This window comes from Corallococcus sp. AB032C, from assembly GCF_003668935.1.
In the GTDB taxonomy this organism is placed as follows: domain Bacteria; phylum Myxococcota; class Myxococcia; order Myxococcales; family Myxococcaceae; genus Corallococcus; species Corallococcus exiguus.
The window spans coordinates 20,095-41,123 of sequence record NZ_RAWP01000094.1 but is presented as its reverse complement, the minus strand read 5'-3'; the positions used below and the strand labels follow the sequence as shown (position 1 = coordinate 41,123).

At 71.2% G+C, this 21,029-nt stretch carries 17 protein-coding genes and 1 pseudogene; 8 read left to right on the top strand and 10 right to left on the bottom strand.

Annotated elements, in window-relative coordinates; all coding sequences use genetic code 11:
- Positions 1–980: hypothetical protein (locus D7X99_RS31755; RefSeq protein ID WP_121781029.1), on the top strand; the 980-nt coding region annotated here is incomplete at its 5' end.
- Positions 981–989: 9 nt separating this feature from the next.
- Here D7X99_RS31755 and dusA read toward each other — a convergent pair.
- Positions 990–1,991, bottom strand: coding sequence for a tRNA dihydrouridine(20/20a) synthase DusA (dusA, locus tag D7X99_RS31750; protein WP_121781028.1), 1,002 nt, complete (start codon positions 1,989–1,991; stop codon positions 990–992).
- Positions 1,992–2,105: 114 nt separating this feature from the next.
- Between dusA and D7X99_RS31745 the strand changes: the two genes are divergently transcribed.
- A complete protein-coding gene (locus D7X99_RS31745; RefSeq protein ID WP_121781027.1) occupies positions 2,106–2,822 on the top strand; it encodes a hypothetical protein in 717 nt (238 codons plus the stop codon).
- On the opposite strand, the gene D7X99_RS31740 is transcribed toward D7X99_RS31745, so the two are convergent.
- The 3 genes from D7X99_RS31740 to D7X99_RS31730 all read right to left on the bottom strand — a co-directional run bounded on the left by D7X99_RS31740 (position 2,806) and on the right by D7X99_RS31730 (position 6,259).
- A complete protein-coding gene (locus D7X99_RS31740; RefSeq protein WP_121781026.1) occupies positions 2,806–3,336 on the bottom strand; it encodes a hypothetical protein in 531 nt (176 codons plus the stop codon). The two genes, D7X99_RS31745 and D7X99_RS31740, sit on opposite strands and share 17 nt — an antisense overlap.
- Before the next feature lie 84 nt (positions 3,337–3,420).
- Positions 3,421–4,392 (bottom strand): squalene/phytoene synthase family protein, encoded by a 972-nt coding sequence (locus tag D7X99_RS31735; protein WP_121781025.1) that lies wholly within the window; start codon positions 4,390–4,392, stop codon positions 3,421–3,423.
- A gap of 139 nt (positions 4,393–4,531) precedes the next feature.
- Complete coding sequence (locus D7X99_RS31730) at positions 4,532–6,259, bottom strand: dipeptidase (protein ID WP_121781024.1); 1,728 nt, start codon at positions 6,257–6,259, stop codon at positions 4,532–4,534.
- A gap of 236 nt (positions 6,260–6,495) precedes the next feature.
- Here D7X99_RS31730 and D7X99_RS42945 point away from each other — a divergent pair, with 236 nt between their 5' ends.
- Positions 6,496–6,651 (top strand): hypothetical protein, encoded by a 156-nt coding sequence (locus tag D7X99_RS42945; RefSeq protein WP_158627100.1) that lies wholly within the window; start codon positions 6,496–6,498, stop codon positions 6,649–6,651.
- 27 nt (positions 6,652–6,678) lie between these two features.
- On the opposite strand, the gene acs is transcribed toward D7X99_RS42945, so the two are convergent.
- The gene (gene acs, locus D7X99_RS31725; RefSeq protein WP_121781023.1) at positions 6,679–8,631 is read right to left on the bottom strand and encodes an acetate--CoA ligase; all 1,953 of its coding nucleotides are present in this window, start codon (positions 8,629–8,631) and stop codon (positions 6,679–6,681) included.
- Positions 8,632–8,694: 63 nt separating this feature from the next.
- Positions 8,695–9,177 carry a hypothetical protein gene (locus tag D7X99_RS31720; RefSeq protein WP_233597204.1) on the bottom strand — a complete coding sequence of 161 codons (483 nt, stop codon included), beginning with the start codon at positions 9,175–9,177 and terminating at the stop codon, positions 8,695–8,697.
- Positions 9,178–9,250: 73 nt separating this feature from the next.
- On the opposite strand from D7X99_RS31720, the gene D7X99_RS31715 reads away from it, so the two are divergent.
- The 5 genes and pseudogenes from D7X99_RS31715 to D7X99_RS44725 form a co-directional block, all read left to right on the top strand.
- Entirely contained in the window at positions 9,251–9,673 is a 423-nt protein-coding gene (locus D7X99_RS31715; protein ID WP_121781022.1) for an NUDIX hydrolase, read from the top strand.
- Between the two features lie 22 nt (positions 9,674–9,695).
- On the top strand, positions 9,696–11,111 hold the full coding sequence (locus D7X99_RS31710; protein WP_171805491.1) for an RIP metalloprotease: 1,416 nt from the start codon (positions 9,696–9,698) through the stop codon (positions 11,109–11,111).
- A gap of 163 nt (positions 11,112–11,274) precedes the next feature.
- Complete coding sequence (locus D7X99_RS31705) at positions 11,275–15,075, top strand: ATP-binding protein (protein WP_121781021.1); 3,801 nt, start codon at positions 11,275–11,277, stop codon at positions 15,073–15,075.
- Between the two features lie 85 nt (positions 15,076–15,160).
- Entirely contained in the window at positions 15,161–15,841 is a 681-nt protein-coding gene (locus D7X99_RS31700) for a hypothetical protein (protein ID WP_121781031.1), read from the top strand.
- 134 nt (positions 15,842–15,975) lie between these two features.
- Positions 15,976–16,697 (top strand): annotated as a pseudogene (locus D7X99_RS44725) (IS5 family transposase); the annotation flags it as partial.
- Between the two features lie 22 nt (positions 16,698–16,719).
- On the opposite strand, the gene D7X99_RS31685 reads toward D7X99_RS44725, so the two are convergent.
- From D7X99_RS31685 to D7X99_RS31670, 4 genes are read right to left on the bottom strand one after another with little or no spacing between them, the layout of a single operon-like run.
- The gene (locus tag D7X99_RS31685; RefSeq protein WP_121781020.1) at positions 16,720–17,382 is read right to left on the bottom strand and encodes a molybdenum cofactor biosynthesis protein MoaE; all 663 of its coding nucleotides are present in this window, start codon (positions 17,380–17,382) and stop codon (positions 16,720–16,722) included.
- Positions 17,383–17,406: 24 nt separating this feature from the next.
- Positions 17,407–19,215 (bottom strand): PKD domain-containing protein, encoded by a 1,809-nt coding sequence (locus D7X99_RS31680; protein ID WP_121781019.1) that lies wholly within the window; start codon positions 19,213–19,215, stop codon positions 17,407–17,409.
- An 11-nt stretch (positions 19,216–19,226) separates the two neighbouring features.
- Positions 19,227–19,946 (bottom strand): MXAN_2562 family outer membrane beta-barrel protein, encoded by a 720-nt coding sequence (locus tag D7X99_RS31675; RefSeq protein WP_121781018.1) that lies wholly within the window; start codon positions 19,944–19,946, stop codon positions 19,227–19,229.
- Entirely contained in the window at positions 19,943–20,977 is a 1,035-nt protein-coding gene (locus D7X99_RS31670; protein ID WP_121781017.1) for an MXAN_2561 family MXYO-CTERM-anchored protein, read from the bottom strand. The genes D7X99_RS31675 and D7X99_RS31670 overlap by 4 nt, the downstream gene beginning before the upstream one ends.
- Positions 20,978–21,029: the final 52 nt, after the last annotated feature.

Below are 21,029 nucleotides of genomic sequence, written 5' to 3'. Positions count from 1 at the left end.
CCCCTCCCCCGCCCACGGCCACCGCCCGGCCGCTCCATCTGGCGAAGCCGGAGGCCATCGAGTTCGAGTTCGGACGGCCCCAGGCCACCGCCTGCGATTGTTTCAAGGGTGACGCCTGCGCGCAGGACGGGGGCGCGTGCGCCACGCCGCGCTTCGGCACGTACCTGCTCGCGCTGACATGGGCCCCCACCTTCTGCCGGACCCATCCGGACAAGGAGGAGTGCGCGCACCTGGAAGACACCTTCGGCGCGACGCACCTCACCATCCACGGACTGTGGCCCCAGTTCAACGACGAGGAGGCCCAGGAGCTCCACTGCACCTATCCGGCGTATTGCGGCGGGAGCTGCGAATGCCAGGGCACCGATGCCCCTTCGCGGTGCTTCCCCGACCCCGCCACGATTCCGCACGCCCTGGGCACCCTCGGCCCGGGCTTCGTCACGGACAACTACTTCCTCGCGAACCACGAGTGGCCCAAGCACGGCAGCTGCACGGGGATGGACGCCCGGACCTACTTCCAGAGCACCATCGACGCGCTGCTGTCCTTGCCGGGCGACCAGGGGACGCCGCCCGCGCTCACCAACAACATCGGCGGGAGCGTGGCGCTGGAGAACCTGCGCGCCGCGTTCGGACAGGGCGACAGCGTCGCCTTCGCTTGCGACCCGAACTGCAACCTCACCGAGGTTGGCGTCTGCTTCTCCGTGGATGGTCAGGGGCGCCCCGCGGCGCAGATGACGTGCCCGAGGAACGTCACCAGCGGCGACTCCAACACCTGCGTGGGCAAGGGCCCGCAGCCCCGCTGCTCCATGGTGAAGATCCAGGCCGCGGTGCCCTTCGACAGCGGCGGGGGCGGAGGCGGCCCGTCCTCCACCTGCGGACAGCCGGGCCAGGGGCCCGCGTGCACGAATGATCAGCTCTGCCAGAACCAGGGCTGGGTCCGCTGCGCGCGCTCCGGGTGCTGCACCACCGTGCCCAAGCGCTGAGGCTTGGTGTCAGGCCACGGCCTGGAGGCCGGCGTCGCGCGGCACCTTCGCGGCGGCCGCGCGCACCAACTCCGGGCTCGCGCCGTCCTTGTGGGCGTTCTCGCTCAGGTGCCGGCGCCAGGCGCGCGCGCCGGGCAGTCCCTGGAAGAGGCCCAGCATGTGCCGGGTCATGGCGCCCAGCGGCGCCCCCTGGCTCATCTGCGTTTCGATGTACGGCAGCATCGCGTCCACCACCTCGTGCCGCGTGAGGGGCTCCTGCGTGCTCCCGAAGAAGCGCCGGTCCGCGTCCGCCAGCAGGTACGGGGATTCGTAGGGCGCGCGGCCCATCATCACGCCGTCCACGCGGCCCAGGTGCTCCGCCGCCGCGTCCAGCGTCTTGATGCCGCCGTTGAGGCTGATGTCCAGGTGCGGGTACTCGGCCTTGAGCCGGTGCACCAGGCCGTAGCGCAGGGGCGGCACGTCCCGGTTCTCCTTGGGGGACAGGCCCTGCAGCCACGCCTTGCGCGCGTGCACGATGAAGCGCGTGCAGCCCGCCGCGGAGACGCGCCGCACGAAGTCCTCCAGCGTGGACCACTCCTCCATGTCGTCGATGGCGATGCGCGACTTCACCGTCACGGGGATGCGAACGGCTTCGCGCATGGCGGCGACACCGCGGGCGACGAGGTCCGGCTCCGCCATCAGGCACGCGCCGAAGCGGCCGGACTGCACGCGGTCGCTGGGGCAGCCCACGTTGAGGTTGATCTCGTCGTAGCCCCACTCCTCGCCGATGCGCGCGGAGGCGGCCAGGTCCGCGGGCTCCGAGCCGCCCAACTGGAGGGCCACCGGGTGCTCGGCGGGCGTGAAGCCCAGCAGGCGGTCGCGCTTGCCGTGCAGCACCGCGCCCGTGGTCACCATCTCCGTGTAGAGCAGCGTGTGGCGGGAGATGAGCCGGAAGAAGTACCGGCAGTGCCGGTCCGTCCAGTCCATCATCGGCGCGACACACAGCGGCATGGGGTAGGCCAGGGCAGTCATCGCCCTACCCATATCCGGACTCCCGCCGTCCGCCCAGGGTCTCCCGAGGCTCCCTCCGAAGGCAGGCGGATGACCGAGCCCAGGCGGGCACCACCAGGCCTATGCTCGCGGGCCATGACCCCTCCCCCGCCCTGGATTCCCGCCGTCCGGAACAACGCGGAGTGGTGCGACGCCGTCTGCCGCGCCCACGGCCGCCCGGGCCGGTTCGAGGAAGGCCTGTGGCTCAACCCCGCGCCGGTGCCGGCCTTCTATCCCAACGCCGTCACGCTGACGGAGGACCACGCGGAAGCCACCCTCCACGCCCTGTCCCGGCTGGAGCTGCCGGGCCGCTGGGGCGTGAAGGACAGCTTCGCGACGCTCGACCTCGCCGCGCACGGATTCGACCTGCTGTTCGAGGCCCGGTGGATCCACCTGGCGGCCAACGCGCCCGTGCCGGAAGCGGATTCAGGCACGGCGTGGCGCACGGTGCGGACACCGGAGGAGCTGGAGGCGTGGGAGGCCGCATGGAGCGGCCGGCCCCACGGTGGGCGTGTGTTTCCTCCCGCGTTGCTCCAGGAGGAGGGCGTCGTCTTCCTCGCCGCGGGTGAGGGAACGCGGCCCCTGGCCGGAGGCATCGCCTCCTTCGCCGCGAATGCCGTCGGACTGTCGAACGCGTTCCGCGTCGAAGGCGCCCCCGCCGCGCTGGACGCGGAGCTGCTCGCGCACGTCCGGTCCCATTTCCCGGGGCAGCCCATCGTCGGCTACGAGCACGGCGAGGCGCTCGACACCTGGGGCGCCCTGGGCTTCGAGTCCGGAGGGCCGCTGCGGGTGTGGCTCAGGCGGGAGGGCTGAGCACCACGCCCTGCTCCGCGAGCCACGCGTCCACCAGCCGCTGGCCGGCGTCCGTCAGCGTGAAGCCCAGCCCGGCCCACTGCTGGCCGTTGAGCATCACCACCTGGCCCAGCGCGCGGGCGAAGGCCCCCTCCGGCGCCGCGTGCTTGAGCAGCGCGCCCGCGTAGTGGTGCAGGAACAGGTCGAAGTTCTTCGCGAAGTCCGGATGCCCGGGGAGCGAGTCGCTGCGCGTGTCCCCCGTCACGTCATACGTCTGGATGACCGCGCCGAAGCCCAGCACGTCCACCAGGAACGCCTGCATCCGGTCCTTCCCCCGCACCCGCCCGGGCAACCACCGCTCCGGCCCCGCCGACGTCTGGAATGTCCACAGGCCGCGTTGACGCGTGGCGGCGAACGGCAGCCCCCCACCCCGCCGCTCCACCTGGACCGCCCGGCGCTGCACCCGCAGAGGCGAGTTCTCCGAACGCGCGGGGAAGTAGACGATGACCGCCGGTGTGGAGCGGGCGCAGTTCATGGGAGACACGACTCCAGAGGGGGAACACCTGCACCGGAATTATCCGGCGTTGACACCCTGGAGTTGCTTCGCGGTCAACGCTTTTCAGGGGCCGCCCGGCATGGGCCCGGCGAGCGCCTCCACGGCCTCGGGGAGCGTGCCCCGTTCAAGCGCGGCGTGGAGGGTGATCATCTGGGCGGTCACCACCGCACGCGACACCTTGGCGCCCGCGCCGTCACGCACCAGCAGCTCCAGGGTGGCCTGGGCCAGGAGCAGCGGCAGCGTGGTGAAGGCGAGCACATCCCGGGGCGCTCCCGCCAGGAACAGCGCGCGCACGTAGCGCGCCGCGGCGATCAGGTCCTGGCCCGCGAGCCGCTCCACGTCCTGGAGCTGCACGCCGTCCGGAAGCCACACGCGGCCCTCCTTCCGGTCCTGGCGCGCGTCCTTGAGGATGTTGACCAGCTGGAGCCCCTCGCCGAACAGCGGCGCCAGCGAGCGCAGGTTCGGCGCGTACGGCGCGAGGCGCGGATCCAGGACGAACAGGTCCGTGAGCAGCTCGCCCACCAGTCCCGCCACGATGTAGCAATAGTCACGCAGGGACTGGAGCGACCCGAGCTTCAACAGCCCGTCTTCGGACGCACCGGCCAGCACCTGCCCCATGCCCTGCACCGTCTTCAGCACGAAGTGGCGCAGGATGGCGCCGGCCTCCGGGCGCAGCGCGTCCAGGCTCGCCAGCAGCGTGGGCGTGCGCGCGAGCAGGTCCAGGTAGCCCGCGTTCTCGCTGGGAGGGCGCGACAGCCACTCGCGAGACAGCGCCCCGGCGTCCGTGCCCGGCTTCTCCTGGAGCAGGGCTTCGAAGGCGGCCAGCGCCTCCCGCCGCTCGTCGCGCGTCCAGGGAGCGGCGTCCTCCAGCGTGTCGGCGACGCGCAACAGCAGGTAGCCCAGGCCCACCTCGCGGCGCAGCGGCTCGTCGAGCAGCGGGATGGCGAGCGCGAACGTGCGGCTGGTCCGCACGAGGAAGTCCGCCAGCTCGTCATCCCGGAACGGAAGGGCCGTCACGGTGGGGGCGTCACTCAAGGAACCGTCCTCCGGGCACGGGCGTGCCTGCCGCCCGCGCCCTCACTGCCACAAGCCATCCACCGACACACGCGAGAACGTGCGAGCCCGGCGCGCGGGGCCCAGGACGGACACCGCGCGCCCGGTTTTTTCCGGTGCTTCAGGGCGCCGGTGCGACCGTCGGCTTCGGGGCCGCGGGCTGCGCGGGAGCAGCGGGCTGGGCCGGCGCGGCGGGAGCCACGGCGGGGGCGGCGGGCTTCGGCTCCGGCTTCTCGTGCGACTCCAGGATCTTGCCGTTGTCGGCCGCGATGCGGCGGTACCACGCGTCCGGGTAGCGAGGGTGGCCCACCTTGCCCGTGTTGTCGCGCACGTTGCCGTCGATGTACTTCACCAGCAGCTGCTCACCCAGCTTGCGCCAGCGCGCGTGCACCTTGTCACCCTGCTGCAGGGAGTACTCGGTGAGGTACTGGCGGGCCTGCTCCGGCGTCCGCTTGTAGAGCACCTGCGCGATGCTCTCCACGTTGGCCTGGTCCGCCAGGAACTGGCCCTCCAGGTCCCCCTGCGCCTTCTGCACGTCCACAATCATGTCGCTCCAGCGCCCGTAGGCCTGGTTCGACACCCAGTTGAAGACCCAGAAGGACGAGTCCCAGGAGAACTCGCCGCGGCTGGCCACGCCCTGGGAGAAGTTCTTCGGCACCTGCCGGATGCCCGCGTACATGGGCGTGTAGACGGTGGTGAAGGTGTCATCCACGCCGAACCAGAGCACCCCGCCAATGGCGTCCGGCAGCGTGGAGCGCATCTGCGCGACGAAGGAGAAGCCCGTCTGCTGCGTGGAGATGGCGCGCTCGTGCACGTAGCTCTTGCCGTCCACGTCCCACGTCATGGGGCGCCAGCGGTAGGGCACCGCGTAGGGCCCCGCGCCCACGTCCTTGGACATGTCCAGCGGCGTGCCCTCGAAGTGGTCGCGCATGAGCGCCATGGCGTCCTGCACGGACACCTTCTTGTCCGGCTTCACCCACAGGGGCAGCCGCTTCGTGGTGTCCGCGCCGTCCGCGTACTCCACGCCCAGCTTCAGGGACGGGGCCGCGCGGCGGAAGATGCTCCACACGCGCCCCTCGCTGAAGCGCTGCCCGCCGAAGTCCAGCGGGTGGTACGTGTCCGCGAAGCTGAAGTCCTTGTCCGCGCCCGTGTACCAGCCCTTCGCGCGCGCGAAGGAGATGACGTCCGGCGAGTACAGCGAGGTGGCGCTGTCGTTGAGCGGGAACTGGCGGATGCGCGACTGGTTGGCGTGCGCGGAGATGTAGCCGTCCGGCAGCTTGCGGGCCACCCACACCGCGCCCTTCTGCCCCTCGCCCTTGCCAATCATCTCCAGGAGCCACGCCTCCTTCGGGTCGGCGATGGAGAACGTCTCACCGGTGGACGCGTAGCCGTACTCGGCGACCAGGTCCGTCATCACCTGGATGGCTTCACGCGCCGTCTTCGAGCGCTCCAGCGCGATGTAGATGAGCGAGCCGTAGTCGATGATGCCCGCGGGCCCCTCCAGCTCCTTGCGGCCCGTGAAGGTGGACTCGCTGATGGACAGCTGGTGCTCGTTCATGTTGCCCACCACCGAATAGGTGGCGGCCGGCTGTTTGATGCGGCCCAGGAACTTGCCGGTGTCCCACTCCATGACGTCGCGCATGGAGCCGGCCGCGTGGCGGCGGGCGGGCGTGTAGTACAGCTCGCCGTACAGCTCGTGCGCGTCCGCCGCGTAGGTGATGAACGTGGAGCCGTCCGTCGTGGCGCCCTTCGTCACCAGCATGCTGGTGCAGGCGTCCGCGACGACGGGGGCGACGAGCACCGCCGTCAGCGGCAGCGCGGTGAAGAGGGTCGAAGGGAATCGGTTCATGGCGGCGCAATCTAGCAGGACCGCCGCCCGCTGCCCGCCCAGACAGGTTGCCCGGCACCCGAGCGCCCGGGCCCCGGCGGCCCTGCCGCATGACGCCATGCGAGAAGCCGATGGCCGCCGAGCGCCGCGCTACTTCCCGGCCCTGACGTTGGATGGCACCCGCCGCACGGGGACGCTAGGGTTGCCTTTTCCTGCCCGGGGCGTTCCGAACCCCAGGGCTCCCTTTGGAGGAAACCGTGGCGGAGATCGTGGTGGGCCTGGTGGTGTTCTTCGTCCTCACGGTCGTGCTCGGCCCCGCCCTGTGGAGTTCCCGCATCTGGTGGAGCAAGGCGGACCGCGAGCAGGTGAAGGACAAGCACGGCCGGCCCCAGAAGGGCACGAAGGACGCTTGAGGGGCGGCCGCTTGCGGTGACGGGTGGCTACTCGTCGTTCTGGCGCAGCGCCGCCAGCACGTTGAGGTCCTCCAGCGTGGTGGTGTCCTGCGAGGACTGCTTGCCCGCGGCCACGTCGCGCAGCAGGCGGCGCATGATCTTCCCGGAGCGCGTCTTGGGCAGCCCCTCCGCGAAGCGGATGACATCCGGCCGCGCGATGGCGCCAATCTCCTTGCTCACGTGCACGGCCAGCTCCTTCTTGAGTGCGTCCGAGGGCGCGTTGCCCTGCTTGAGCGTCACGAAGGCGACGAGCGCCGTGCCCTTCAGGTCATCCGGGCGGCCCACCACGGCGGCCTCGGACACCTTCGGGTGCGCCACGAGCGCGCTCTCCACCTCCGCGGTGCCCAGGCGGTGGCCCGCCACGTTCACCACGTCGTCCACGCGCCCCATCAGCCACACGTAGCCGTCCGCGTCCGTGCGCGCGCCGTCGCCGGTGAAGTACATGCCGGGCAGCTCGCTGAAGTACGTGTTCACGTACCGCTCCGGGTCCCCGTACACGGTGCGCAGCATGGACGGCCAGGGCTTCGTCACGAAGAGCAGCCCGCCCTGCCCCTTGGGCACGCGCTTGCCGTCGCGGTCCAGGATCTCCGCGTGGATGCCGGGCAGCGGGAACGTGGCGGAGCCGGGCTTGGTGGGCGTGGCGCCGGGCAGCGGTGAAACCATGATGCTGCCCGTCTCCGTCTGCCACCACGTGTCCACGACCGGGCAGCGCCCCCCGCCGATGACGTCGCGGTACCACATCCACGCCTCGGGGTTGATGGGCTCGCCCACACTGCCCAACAGGCGCAGCGAGGTCAGGTCGTGCTTCTTCACCGGCTCGTCGCCCAGGCGCATGAAGGCGCGGATGGCGGTGGGCGCGGTGTAGAGGATGGTGGCCTTGTAGCGCTCGATGATGTCCCAGAAGCGGTCCGGTCCCGGCTGCGTGGGCGCGCCCTCGTAGATGAGGGTGGTGACGCCGTTCATCAGCGGGCCGTAGACGACGTACGTGTGGCCCGTCACCCAGCCCACGTCCGCGGTGCACCAGTAGACATCGTCATCGCGCAGGTCGAACACCCAGCGCGTGGTGAGCGACGCGTTCATCGCGTAGCCCGCCGTGGTGTGCAGCACGCCCTTGGGCTTCCCGGTGGAGCCGGACGTGTAGAGGATGAACAGCGGGTGTTCACTCTCCACCCACTCCGGTTCGCAGGCGTCGGACTGGCCCTTCACCAGCGCGTCCCAGGCCAGGAACTCCGGACCTTCGGGCAGCTTGCCGTCACCGGTGCGGGTGAGGACGACGACCTTCTCGATGCCGGGGGCGTTCGGGAGCGCGGCCTCCACGTTCTTCATCAGCGGCACCACCGCGCCCTTGCGCCAGCCGCCGTCCGCGGTGAGCAGCACCTTGGCGCCCGCGTCCTTCATGCGGTCCTGGAGCGCTTCCGCGGAGAAGCCGCCGAACACCACCGAGTGCACCGCGCCCAGCCGCGCGCACGCCAGCATCGCGACGGCGGCCTCCGGCACCATGGGCAGGTAGATTCCCACGCGGTCGCCCTTCTTCACCCCCAGCGACTTGAGGCCGTTGGCCAGCCGGTTCACCTGCTGGGACAGCTCGCCATAGGTGACGGTGCGGCGGTCGCCCGGCTCACCCTCGAAGAGGATGGCGGGCTTGTCCTTCAGCTTCGGCAGGTGCCGGTCCAGACAGTTGTAGGCGAGGTTGGTCTTCCCCTCGACGAACCAGCGCGCGTGGGGCGGCTTCCAGTCCAGCACCGTCTGGAAGGGTTCCTTCCAGTAGAGCTCCTCGCGGGCGCGGTCGCCCCAGTACTTGTCCGGATCCTTCGCGGCTTCGTCCCACAGCCGCTGATAGTCCTGCATGTCGCGGATGTGGGCCCGCCGGGAGAAGTCCTCGGGCGGGGGGAAGACGCGGGACTCGGTCAGGACCGAGACGATTTCCTGCGGGTCTGCCATGGGCGTTCCTCCAGCTGGAGCGTGGGAACAGCCCCCATGTTGTAGGAAGCCCTCCTCGCTATCTCAAGGGTTCCCTTCACAGCGGGTGTTCCCCTGAACGCCGTCGAAGCGGATCCACAGCTCGCAGGTGCAGTCGGTGTTGTTGTTGGCGTCGTAGGCCAGCCGCATCTGCCCGCTGAACTTCGTGGCGCACACGGTGGTCGCGTCCAGGTGCACGCGGACCTGGTCGAGCAGGCACTCATTCGTCCCGTCGACGGTGGTGCTGACGTTGGCCACGCTGCCGTCGGCGGTGAAGGCCTCGCCGTCCTCCAGGACGTAGCCGAGCAGCTGCATGTTCTCCACCCCGAAGTCCGCGCGCACCACGCGTCCGGCGATTTGAAGATTCAACTGGAGGTTGCCCTGGAACTTCGCCAGGAGGTCGCAGTCGTCGCGCAGCGTCTCCGTGGGGATGAGCTCGTACACGCCCTCGTTCTGGCTGTAGGGCAGGCAGCCCGCCAGGGTGGAGGCCAGGAGGGCGGTGAGGCTGAGGCGTCGCAGGGTAGACACGGCACGCACCATCGCCCACGGGAGGCATCCGGAACGGGCGCTCGCCAGGGGGCTTTGGGTAGAGTGCGACGCCATGCCTGAATACCGCAACCCCAAACCCACCGTGGATTGCATCATCGAATTGTCCGGAGAGCGCATCGTGCTCATCCGCCGCGCGAACCCGCCGGTGGGCTGGGCGCTGCCGGGCGGCTTCGTGGACGAGGGTGAGCCCCTGGACAAGGCGGCCATCCGCGAGGCCAAGGAGGAGACGGGCCTGGACGTGACGCTGGAGGAGCAGTTCTTCAGCTATTCGGATCCGAAGCGCGACCCGCGCCTGCACACGATTTCGACGGTGTTCATCGCGAAGGCGACGGGCGAGCCGGTGGGCGCGGACGACGCGGCGGAGGCGAAGACGTTCACCCTGGACGCGCTGCCCAAGGACCTGTGCTTCGACCACGGCACCATCCTGTCCGACTACCTGACGTACAAGCGCACCGGGAAGCGCCGCAAGCTGTAGGCGGCGGCACGGGCCTCCACGGATGCACTACCTGTTCGTCCTCCTGGCGCTCGGAGCGCTGCTCATCGTCCATGAGCTGGGGCACCTGGTGGCCGCGCGCCTGTTGGGCGTGCGGGTGCCGCGCTTCACCGTGGGCTTCGGACCGCCGCTGCTGTCGTTCCGGCTGGGCGGGACGCAGTTCGTGCTGGGCGCGGTGCCGCTGGGCGCGTCCGCGAACCTGCAGGGGATGAACCCGCACCGCTCCGCGGAGGAGGACACGTCCGGGTTCGGCACGCTGGGGCCGCTCAAGCGGATGGCCATCATCCTGGCGGGGCCGCTGGCGAACTACGCGGTCGCGCTGGGGCTCTTGTTCGCGCTGTATTCGTCCGGGACGCACGTGGTGGTGCCGCTGACGGTGGGCACGGTGCTGCCGGGCTCGGAGGCGGCGCGGGCGCAGCTGTTGCCCGGAGACAAGCTGGTGGCCGTGGCCGGCAAGCCGCTGGCGAGCTGGTCGGACTTCGTCGCGCGGGTGGCGGACGGCGTGGGCGGGCCGCTGGAGCTTTCGGTGGACCGGCACGGCGAGCCGCGCACGGTGACGGTGCGGCCCCGGGCGGACGAGCGCGGCGCGGGGCGCATCGGCGTGAGCCAGCAGTACGTGTTCCGCACGCACGCGCCTGGAGAGGCCTTCACCCAGTCGCTGGTGCACACCGGGCGCGTGGCGTCCGAGGCGCTGTCCACGCTGGTGGCGATGGTGCGCGGGCCGGAGGTCGCGGGCAAGGCCGGGCCGGGCGCGATGATGCGCCAGGAGTCGTCCGACGTCGCGTCGTCCACCGCGTCCGGTACGGATGCGCTGGTGCGTGCGCTGGTGGCGGCGTCCGTGGCGCTGGCGATGCTGACGCTGGTGCCGGTGCCGGGACTGGATGGCGGCCGGGTGCTTCTGCTCGCCATCGAAGCGGTGAGTGGACGGCGCATCCCGCCTCGCGTGGAGACGGTGGCGCAGACGGCCGGGTTCCTCTTCCTGTCCATTGGCATCGTGGCCACGGCGGGCGCGGAGATCCGCCGCGCGCTGCCGTCGTCAGAGGCTCCGCCCCCTGGCGTGAAGGCCCCCGCTGTCGCGCCCGTCGCCACGCCCGCGACTGTCGTCCTGGATGCGGGCGTCCTCGCGGTGGCGAGCCCCGCGCCGGTGGCGCCGAAACCGGTGGCCGTGGCGCCCGCGGTTCCAGATGCCGGGACGTCCGCGACCGCTGTCGTCCCCAAGGTGCAGGACGCAGGCACGGTCGTGTCCGTCACCGCGCAGCCGGATGCAGGAACCTCCGTGTCCGCCGTCGCGCCTCTGGATGCAGGGACGTCCGCGTCCGCCGCCGCGCAGCCGGATGCGGGGACCTCCGTGTCCGCCGCCACGCCTCCCGCACCGGACGCGGGGAGCGCCGCGCCCATCGTGACGCCTTCGCCTCCCTGAGGCGTCCACCCGCCTGCTCCACTGGCATCCAGGCAGGGAGCGGAGCCTCTGTTGGATGGCGGGTGCTGCTCGGCTGCAATCCACCTCGGTGATTGCACGGCCGCGTGTGCGCCAATAGAAGCCCAAGGCTTCTTCCACCTCGCGCCGCCCATCAGAGATCCGCATGCTCCAGCCCCCGTTCCCCCCCGTCCCCCCTTCCGAGGAGCGCCACTTCGCGGGCGGCGGTGAGATGGGTGAGCTGGTGCGCTCGCTGGACTGGTCGCGCACGCCGCTGGGTCCGTCACGCGACTGGCCCGTCAGCCTGAAGACGATGGTGGGCGTCGTCCTCCACAACCGGTTCCCCATGCTCATGTGGTGGGGCCCGGAGATGATCCAGGTCTACAACGACGCGTACCGTCCGGTGCTGGGCCGCAAGCACCCCGGCTCCCTGGGCGCGCCGGGCGAGAGGATCTGGTCGGAGATCTGGGACGTCGTCGGCCCCATGGCCCAGGGCGTGCTCAACGGCGGCCCCGCCACCTGGAGCGAGAACCTGGCGCTGTTCCTCAACAGCCGGGGATTCGTCGAGGAGACGTTCCACACGTTCTCGTACAGCCCCATCCCCGACGAGCAGGGCGGCGTGGGCGGCGTGCTCGTCACCGTGCGGGAGACGACGCAGGAGGTGCAGTTCGACCGGCAGCTGCGCATGCTGCGCGACCTGGCGGCCCGCTCCGCCGACGCGAAGTCCCCGGAGCAGGCCTGCCTCACCAGCCTGGACGTGCTCGCGGGCAACGACCTGGACCTGCCGTTCTCCCTGCTCTACCTGCTGGACGCGAACGGCGACACCGCGCGCCTCGCGGGCAGCAGCCGGTTGCCCGACACCGTCCTGGCCGCGCTGCCCACGCAGCAGTCCCTCTCCTCCGAGTCCGGCACCGACTGGCCCTTCGCCGAGGCCGCCCGCACCGGTGACTCCGTCGTCGTGAAGGACCTGGGGCAGCACCTGCGCGCCCTGCCCGCGGGCCGGTGGAACACGCCGCCATCGCTCGCCGTGGTGCGCGCCCTGACGCAGCCCGGCCAGTCCCGGCCGTCCGGATTCCTCGTGGGTGGCGTCAGTCCCCGGCGGCTGCTCGACGCGAGCTATCACGCCTTCTTCCAGGCCACCGCCGAGCAGGTCGCCGCCTCGGTCGCCAACGCGCGTGCCTATCAGGAAGAGCGTCAGCGCGCGGAGGAGCTCGCCGCGCTGGACCGCGCGAAGACGGCCTTCTTCAGCAACATCAGCCACGAGCTGCGCACGCCGCTCACGCTGCTGCTGGGTCCCACCGAGGACGCGCTCGCCAGTCCCGAGCGAACGCTCCAGGGCGACTCGCTGGAGACGGTGCACCGCAACGCCGTGCGCCTGCGCAAGCTGGTCAACACGCTGCTGGACTTCGCGCGCATCGAGGCCGGGCGCGTGCGCGCCGCCTACGAGCCCACCGACCTGGCCGCCCTCACCGCCGGGCTCGCCAGCGCCTTCCGCTCCGCCATCGAGCGCGCGGGCCTGGTGCTCGACGTGGACTGTCCGACCCTGCCGGAGCCGGCCTGGGTGGACCACGAGATGTGGGAGAAGATCGTCCTCAACCTCGTCTCCAACGCGCTGAAGTTCACCTTCACCGGCACCATCACCGTGGCGCAGGCGCTGAAGGACGGGCACATCGAGCTGCGCGTCACCGACACCGGCACCGGCATCCCCGCGCACGAGCTGCCCCGCCTCTTCGAGCGCTTCCACCGCGTGCACGGCGCCCGCGCGCGCTCCCACGAAGGCTCCGGCATCGGCCTGGCGCTGGTGCACGAGCTGGTGCGGCTGCACGGCGGCACCCTCACCGTCCAGAGCGAGCTGGAGCGCGGCACGACCTTCACCGTGTGCATCCCCACGGGCTTCGCCCACCTGCCGCCGGAGCACGTGACGTCCGCGAAGAGCCAGCGCTCACTGCCCGCGGGCGCGGACCCCTACGTGCGCGATGCGCTGGGCTGGCTGACGCAGCTGCCGTCCACGTCGGCCAATGACGACGGGATGCCCCCAACCCTCGACCCGGCGTCGCTGGGGACGGAGGAGCGCGGGCGCGTGCTGCTCGCGGACGACAACGCGGACATGCGCGAGTACGTGGGCCGGCTGCTGGGGGCGCACTGGACGGTGGAGGCGGTGGCGGATGGAGAGGCCGCGCTCCAGGCCGCGCGCGCCCGGCCCCCGGACCTCATCCTGTCCGACGTGATGATGCCCCGGCTGGACGGCTTCGGGCTGCTCCAGGCCCTGCGCGCGGACGAGCGCACCCGCACGGTGCCCGTCATCCTGCTGTCCGCCCGCGCGGGCGAGGAAGCCCAGGAAGAGGGCCTCAACGCCGGCGCGGATGACTACCTGGTGAAGCCCTTCTCCACCCGCGACCTGCTCGCGCGCGTCACCGCGCAGCTCACGCGCTCCCGGCTGCGCAAGCTGGAGGCCGCGCACGGCGAGCGGCTGGCGCGCATCTTCCAGCACGCGCCCGTGGGCATCGCCATCCTGCGCGGCCCGGAGCACGTCTTCGAGTTCGCCAACCAGAACTACCTCAAGCTCGTCGCCAACCGGGACGTGACGGGCAAGGCCATCCGCGACGCCCTGCCGGACCTGGCGCGCCAGGGCATCTACGAGCTGCTGGACGGCGTCTTGACCACGGGTGAGCCGTACATCGGCCGCTCCCTGCGCGTCGTCTTCAACGACGGCCCCAACCAGTCCGCGCGCGAGGTGTTCTTCGACTTCGTCTACCAGCCCATGAGCGACGCGAAGGGCCAGGTGGATTCCATCATCGTGGTCGTCTTCGACGTGACGGAGCTGGCCACCGCGCGCCGCGAGGCGGAGTCCGCCAACCGCGCCAAGGACGAGTTCCTCGCGATGCTCGGCCACGAGCTGCGCAATCCCCTGGCCCCCATCCTCACCGCGCTCCAGCTGATGCGCCTGAGGGGTGAAACGGCGGCGGAGCGTGAGCGCACGCTCATCGAGCGGCAGGTGACGCACCTGGTGCGCATGGTGGACGACCTGCTGGACGTCAGCCGCGTCACCCGGGGCAAGGTCACCCTCAAGCGCGAGCGCGTCACGCTCACCGACGTGGTGGCGAAGGCCATCGAGCAGACCAGCCCGCTCATCGACCAGCGCCAGCACACGCTGGAGGTGGACCTGCCCGACCGAGGCATGGACCTGAACGGCGACCCCACGCGCCTGGCGCAGGTGTTCGCCAACCTGCTCACCAACGCCGCCAAGTACACGGAGCCGGGCGGCTTCCTGGCCGTGACGGGCACGCGCGAGGGCCGTGAGCTCGTCCTCAGCGTGCGCGACACCGGCGTGGGCATCGCGCCGGAGATGCTGCCGCGCGTGTTCGACCTCTTCGTGCAGGAGCATCAGGCCCTGGACCGCTCGCAGGGCGGATTGGGACTGGGGCTCGCCATCGCGCGCAGCCTGGTGACGCTGCACGAAGGCGCCATCAGCGCGCACAGCGCGGGCCGGGGCCGCGGCAGCACCTTCACCGTGCGCCTGCCCGCGCTGGAGGCGGAAGCCCCCGCCGCGCTGCCCACGCCGCAGCCCGGCGCGCTCGTCCCCCAGGAGCCCACCTCCGTGAGCGCGCGCGTGCTCATCGTGGACGACAACCGGGACGCGGCGGACGTGCTGTCCGAGTCCCTGGAGTTCCTCGGCTGCACGACGCGCGTGTCCTACGACGGCCCCAGCGGCCTGGAGGCGGCGAAGGAGTTCCGCCCTGAAATCGCGCTCCTGGACATCGGCCTGCCGGTGATGGACGGCTACGAGTTGGCCCGGCTGCTGCGCCAGCAGGAGGAGCCCCGTCCCCTCAAGCTGGTGGCGGTGACGGGGTACGGCCAGGAGTCCGACCGCCAGCGCTCCAAGGCCGCGGGCTTCGACGCGCACCTGGTGAAGCCGCTGCACTTCGAGACGCTGGAGGCGCTGCTCAAGGACCTGACGGGCGCCTGAGCAGCAGGCCGCCCGTCGTCCAGGGGACGTCCAGCCTCACGAAGCCGGGCCGGGCGGCGGCCAAGGCCTTATGCTCCGGCCCGACATGCCCACGCCTTCCGCGCCCTCCGCCTCCGTGGCGGACGGCGGACTCTTCTGCGAGCTGTACTGGGGCACCTCCCTGGCGGAGGCCTGGAGCTATGGGCCCGAGCTGGGCCAGGTCCACGCCGCGCCCGACGAAAAGGCCCCCCTGCCCCTCTACGGCTTCACGCTGCCGGAGGAGCCCTTCCTCCTCGCCGAACGCACTCCGAAGGGCTGGCGCATCCACGTGCCGCCGTCCGCCCGCGTGGAGAAGCGCCTCAAGGGCAACGACTTCCAACCGGTGGGCCCCGACGAGCTGACGGGCGCCCCGGGCCGCACCGCGGTGGAGCTGCGCGAGGGCATGACGCTGCGCCTCGTGGAGGGCGAGCTGAACCTGCTGCTGCAGCCGTCGGTGGTGAAGGAGCGCGCGGGGCGCTTCCGCGTGCGGGACGTGGCCTGGCTCATCACGGTGGCCATCCTCTTCTTGAGCGCGCCCGTCGCCTTCCTCGTCATGGGGCCGGACCCGGCGCGCATGGCCGCGAACAACGCGCGAGCGCTGCAGGTGGCCCACGACAAGGAAGAGGCGCGGCGCAAGGCCATGGGGTTGGACAAGCCGATGAAGCCCATGACGGAAGCCGAGCGCGCCACGCAGCAGCAGGACGGCGGCGTGCGCGTCACCGTCCCGGCGAGCTTCGGCGTGCGCTAGGGGGTGTCCCTAATTATCTGAAGAAAGGTGCTGGAGGCCGAGCGGCCGCCAGCCCCGTGGGCAGGGTTGAGCTTGCAGGGAAAGGAAGAGCTGAGCACCCCTGGTGAGTGCACCGACATGAGCTGACGGACGAGCAGTGGAAGCAGCTTGAGCCACTCATCCCTGCCCGACGAGGGCCGCGCACCAAGAAAGGTGACCGGCAGTTCGTCAATGCAGTGCTCTGGCGGGTGAAGACGGGCGCACCCTGGCGTGACTTGCCAGAGCGTTACGGGCCCTGGAAGACGGTCTACAACCGCTTCGGGCGCTGGGCGACCCGAGGCGTATGGGAGGGGCTCTTCAAGTCGCTGCAGTTGCAAGTGGATGATGTCGGCTCGCTGCTGGACGCCACCATCATCCGGGCGCATCAGGACGCCGCGGGCGCAAAAGGGGGGGCCGATGCAATGCTCTGGGCCGTTCTCGAGGAGGCTTTTCTTCCAAGGTCCACGCCCTGTGCACCACCCAGGGCCAACCGCTCGAAGTGACGCTGACGCCTGGGCAGCGCGGCGACGTCACTGAAGCCGAGCACCTCATTCAGTATGCGCACGGCAAGGCGCTCATCGCCGACGCCGGCTATGACGCCGACCACCTCGTGCAGGCCGTCCGGGAGCGCGGAATGAGGCCCGTCATCGCGATGAATCCAACGCGCAAGCACCACCGGCGCCGCAACAGTCGCGCCCTCTACCGGCTGCGCATCCAGGTGGAGTGCATGTTCCACCGCCTCAAGCGCTTCCGCGCCGTGGCCACCCGCTACGAGAAGACCGCCACCAACTACCTGGCGGTCCTCCACCTGGCCTGCATGATGCTTTGGCTTAATTAGGGACACCCCCTAGGACGCGGGCTCAGGGCCCCAGGCCCACCCAGACCTCGCCGTCGTCGAAGTACTCCTTCTTCCAGATGGGCACGTCCTGCTTGAGCCGCTCGATGGCGTACTCACAGCCCAGGAAGGCCTCCTTGCGGTGCGCGGAGGCCGCGGCGATGACGACGGCCAGCTCGCCCGGCACCAGGGTGCCCACGCGGTGCATGATGGCCAGCCGCGTCCCCGGCCACGTGCGCGCCACCTCGTCGCCAATCTCCGTGAGCTTCGCCTCCGCCATGGGCGCGTAGGCCTCGTACTCCAGCCGGAGCACGCGCCGGCCCTTCGTCTGGTCGCGCACGGCGCCGGAGAACGTCACCAGCCCGCCCGCCCCTCGCGAGGCCACCGCGTCCACGACCTCCGCGAGCTGGAGCGGCCGGCCCACCACGGAGAAGAGGCTTGGCGCCCCACCGGCCACGGGCGGAATCAACGCCAGCTCCGCGTCCGGCGCCACCGGTGAGTCCAGCCCCACGAACTGCTGCTGCACCGCCACGCGCAGGTGCGGCAGGAGCGGCGCCAGCGGAGGGTGCTTCGAGGCGAGCAGCGCGAGCACATCCGAGACGCGCGCGCCGGGTGGCACGTCCAACGACTCGCGGGACAGGCCCGCGCGCTCGCGGGCCGCGGCGAAGTACAGCACCGTGACGGACATGGCCTGCCTCCTGCTTGCGTGTCCCTAGCGCTCGCGCAGCACGACGCGGCCCTGGAGCCGCCCGCCGCCGTCCACCGGGGAGAAGTCGAGGAACCCGTACTCGAAGGGAGTGAACTTCTCCAGGAGCGCCGTCACGAAGAGCTGGCTCATCAGGAGCTTCGCCGTCGCGACGCCCGGCACCGAGCGCACCCCGGAGAGGTCCGCCCGCAACTGCCCCATGTCCACCATCAGCGACAGGTGGCCCGGCCCGAACGCCTCCGCGCCGAAGCGTGTGCGCAGCGTCTTGCCCACGTCCCCCAGCTCGCGGCCGTTGAGCACCTCGCCCGCCTCCAGCGTGGCGCGCTCCGGGGTGAGCGAAAGCGACACCGGCTGCTCCATGAGCCGCGTGCGGAAGCGCGTGGTGTTGCCCTGCGCCTCCTTCTGGAAGACGAGCCCGTTGTCCTGCAGCTGCTTCTGGATGAGCTGGAGCACCGGCGGCACGGACGCGAGGCCCGCCTCCATCACCACCGTGCCCTTGGGCGCTGGGCGCTGGTCCTGGATGAAGCTCCGGAAGAAGGCCGCCGCGTCGAAGTAGACGAGCATCGCCACGTCCCCGCGCAGCGCCTTCAGGAGAGGCTCCGCGTCCAGCCCCTGCTTGCGCCAGCGCTCCAGCGTCCGCTGCCGCCGGGGCGACTCCGGCGAGCCGAACACCAGCCGCGCCAGCTCCTCCGGAGGCACCGACAGCTGCGCCGCCGCCACCGGCCCCACCGCCGCGCGTCCGAGCAGCTGCGACGCCGGCCCCCGCGCGCCGCCCAACAGCGGCCGGGACGAGGACAAGAAGCCGTCCAGCTCCGCCTGGTCCGCCTGCACCGCGAGCGCGCCGAAGAAGCCGCGCACCGGCATGTCCTCCTTCTCCGCCTCCGGCACCGGCGGCGCGGAGAAGAGGAACACGCTGCCGTCACGCACCTTGCCGCGCAGCTCCGCCAGGAGCGCGTTCTCGGAGATGCCCGGTCCGGACAGCGCCTCCACCTTGCGGCGCACGAGCTCCACGTCCGGGGACTCCGCCACCGCCAGCGCCTTCACCGTCTCCCCGGGCTCCGGCGCGTCCGGTGAATCCGGCACCGCGAGGTACACGTAGCCCCGGTCCGCGAAGAGCAGCATGGCGTTGCCGCCGTCCACCGGCTCCACGCGCGCGCTGCCGTCCTCGCGAGGCAGCACCCGGTGGCCGGCGCTCCGCAGCTCGCGCGCCACGGCCGCGAGCGCCGCCCGCGAGTCCGTCACGCCCAGGAGCGCCACCACGCCGTCGAAGTCCGGAAGGAGGAAGAAGCCGAAACCCTCCTCGGGGTCCACCTCTGAGGGACCGGGCCCCAGGCTGCGCAGCAGCAGCGGCACGAGCGGCGTGTCCGCCAGCGTCTGGCGCATGTTGCCCTCGCCCACCAGCCGCCCGTAGAAGTTCACCAGCCCCTCCACGTTGCCGCGCAGGCGGGGCACCCAGAGGACGGTCTGCGCGTCCTCCGGCACCGCGCGGAGCACCGGGCGCGGCACCACGGTGAGCACCACCCGGGCCAGCTCCTTGTCCCCGTCCAGCGCCCGCACGGTGTAGCGGCCGGCGGTGGCCCACGCGTGGCGGACGCCCGGCACCGTCTGGGGCGGCGTGCCGTCCCCGAAGTCCCAGGTGATGGAGGGCGCCTTCGGGGAGGTGGAGCCGAAGGCCTCCGGCACTCCCGCCTCCAGCGTGCGCTCCGGTCCCAGGTCCGCCCTCAGCCCCCGGCAGCCGGAGGCTCCCAGGCCCACTGCGGCCAGGAGGAGGAGGAACGGAAGCGGGGACGGGTGCGCGCGCGGTCGGGAGGCCATGGGCCTTTCGGTTAGTAGTCCAACGCCAGACCGAACATCCAGCGCCGGCTGCCCAGGTTCAGGCCCTCGCCGCCGAAGTTGTTCACATCCGCATGCGTGTACTCGGCGAAGAGGTACGAGTGGTTCACGCCCAGGTCCGAGTCGAAGTCGCGAGCGAAGCGCGGCTCCAGCACGTCCAGGAGGAACGACACGCCAGCGGTGCCGCCCCAGCCCCACTTGCCGCCGCTGCCCTTGCTGCCCTCCACCACTTCGGTGGCGCTGCCCTTGGTCATCCACCACGGGGAGTAGATGAGCCCCAGCTTGGCGTACGGCACCAGCGGGATGCCCCAGCGGAAGGCCGCGTAGTCGAACTTGTAGAAGGCGTTGAGCTGGATGGGCAGCACCTTCAGCGCAGCCTTGTCCGCCGCCGCCGAGCCGTCATCCAGCTTGGCGTCCGCGTACTTCTCCCCGTAGCCCAGGCCCAGGCCCAGACCCGCCGTGCCGATGCCCTGGTAGAAGAAGCGCTGGAGCTCCCCCTCGACGAGCAGCAGCGACGTGTCACCGAAGGTGTCCTTGTACGGCGTGTTGCCTTTCAAGGCCTTCTCGGTGTCGATGCGCGGCTTGTAGCCGCCCGCGCGGAAGATGACCGCGCCCGTGCGCGGAGAGCGCGTGGGGATGGTCACCTCCTGCGCCACCGCCGGTACCGCCAAGAGAAGCGCCGCGACTCCCAGGCCCACAGCCGTGCTGCTCATGACACCTTCCTCCGAGACGACAGCCAGATGCCCAGGGCGGCCAGCACCGCGCCACCCGCGATGCCGCCGCCGGTCGCGGCACACCCGCCGCGCTCCTGACCGCCATCTTCCACATAGGCATCGAACAAACCATTGCTCTTCACGGGCGTCGCATCCACCTGGGTGGACCCCGTGCTCACGTTGCCCGCGGTGTCGATGATGGTCGCCTGGAGCCGGTACGTCACGCCATTCGTGAGGCCGTTGACGACGACGTTGCCCTCGCCGGACGCCTTGGTGACGCGCGTCACCGGCCCCGTGGTGCCCTCCAGCGCCAGCGCGCCCACCAGCCCCTGCCCGCCGTCCTCCGTGCCCGCGTCCACGTCCGTCCCGGCATCGGTGTCCGTGCCGGCATCCGCATCCGTCCCGGCGTCATCCGAGCCCGCCGTGGCCACCCTCGCCGCCTCCACCACGACGGTGGAGTTCGCCTCCGCGCCATCCACCTGAACCGACAGCGCCGAGTCCCGGGCGATGACCTTGGCGATGGAGGGCGTGGCGGGCGGCTGCGGGTCGTACTTCACCACGAAGGGGGGGCTGCCCACGTTGGAGAAGGTCTCCTGGCAATCGAACCCCAGGCTGCCGCCCAGCCGCCGCGCGGACGCGCACAGCTTGAAGGAGATCTCCGTGTCCTGGGTGTCGCACGTCGTCACGGAGCCCGCGTCCGAGCCGCCGCCGCGCGCGGCGAGCGCCTCCCCCACGGTGAAGGCCACGACGCCGTTCGTCGCCGTGTTGGCCGAGTCGATCGAAGCCAGGACCAGGTCCGTGGACGCGGGCCGCGTGCCGCAGGACCCCGTGGTCACGTAGAGATAGATCGAGTCCTCACAGGCACTCCCGCTGCGCTGCCAACTGAAGCGGCGCTCCTGGCCACATTCACTCTTGGGCACCGTGACGGTGTTGTTCGTGGCGGTGGACGAACTCGTGAACACCACCGTGGGCCCCGTCTGGGCCACGGCCGTGGACGCGAAGAGCAGGAGGCCAATGAAGGGAAGGCGCATGGATGGGCTGGAAGCTAGCAAGGGCGGGGCCACCCTCAAGCCCCATCCAGAC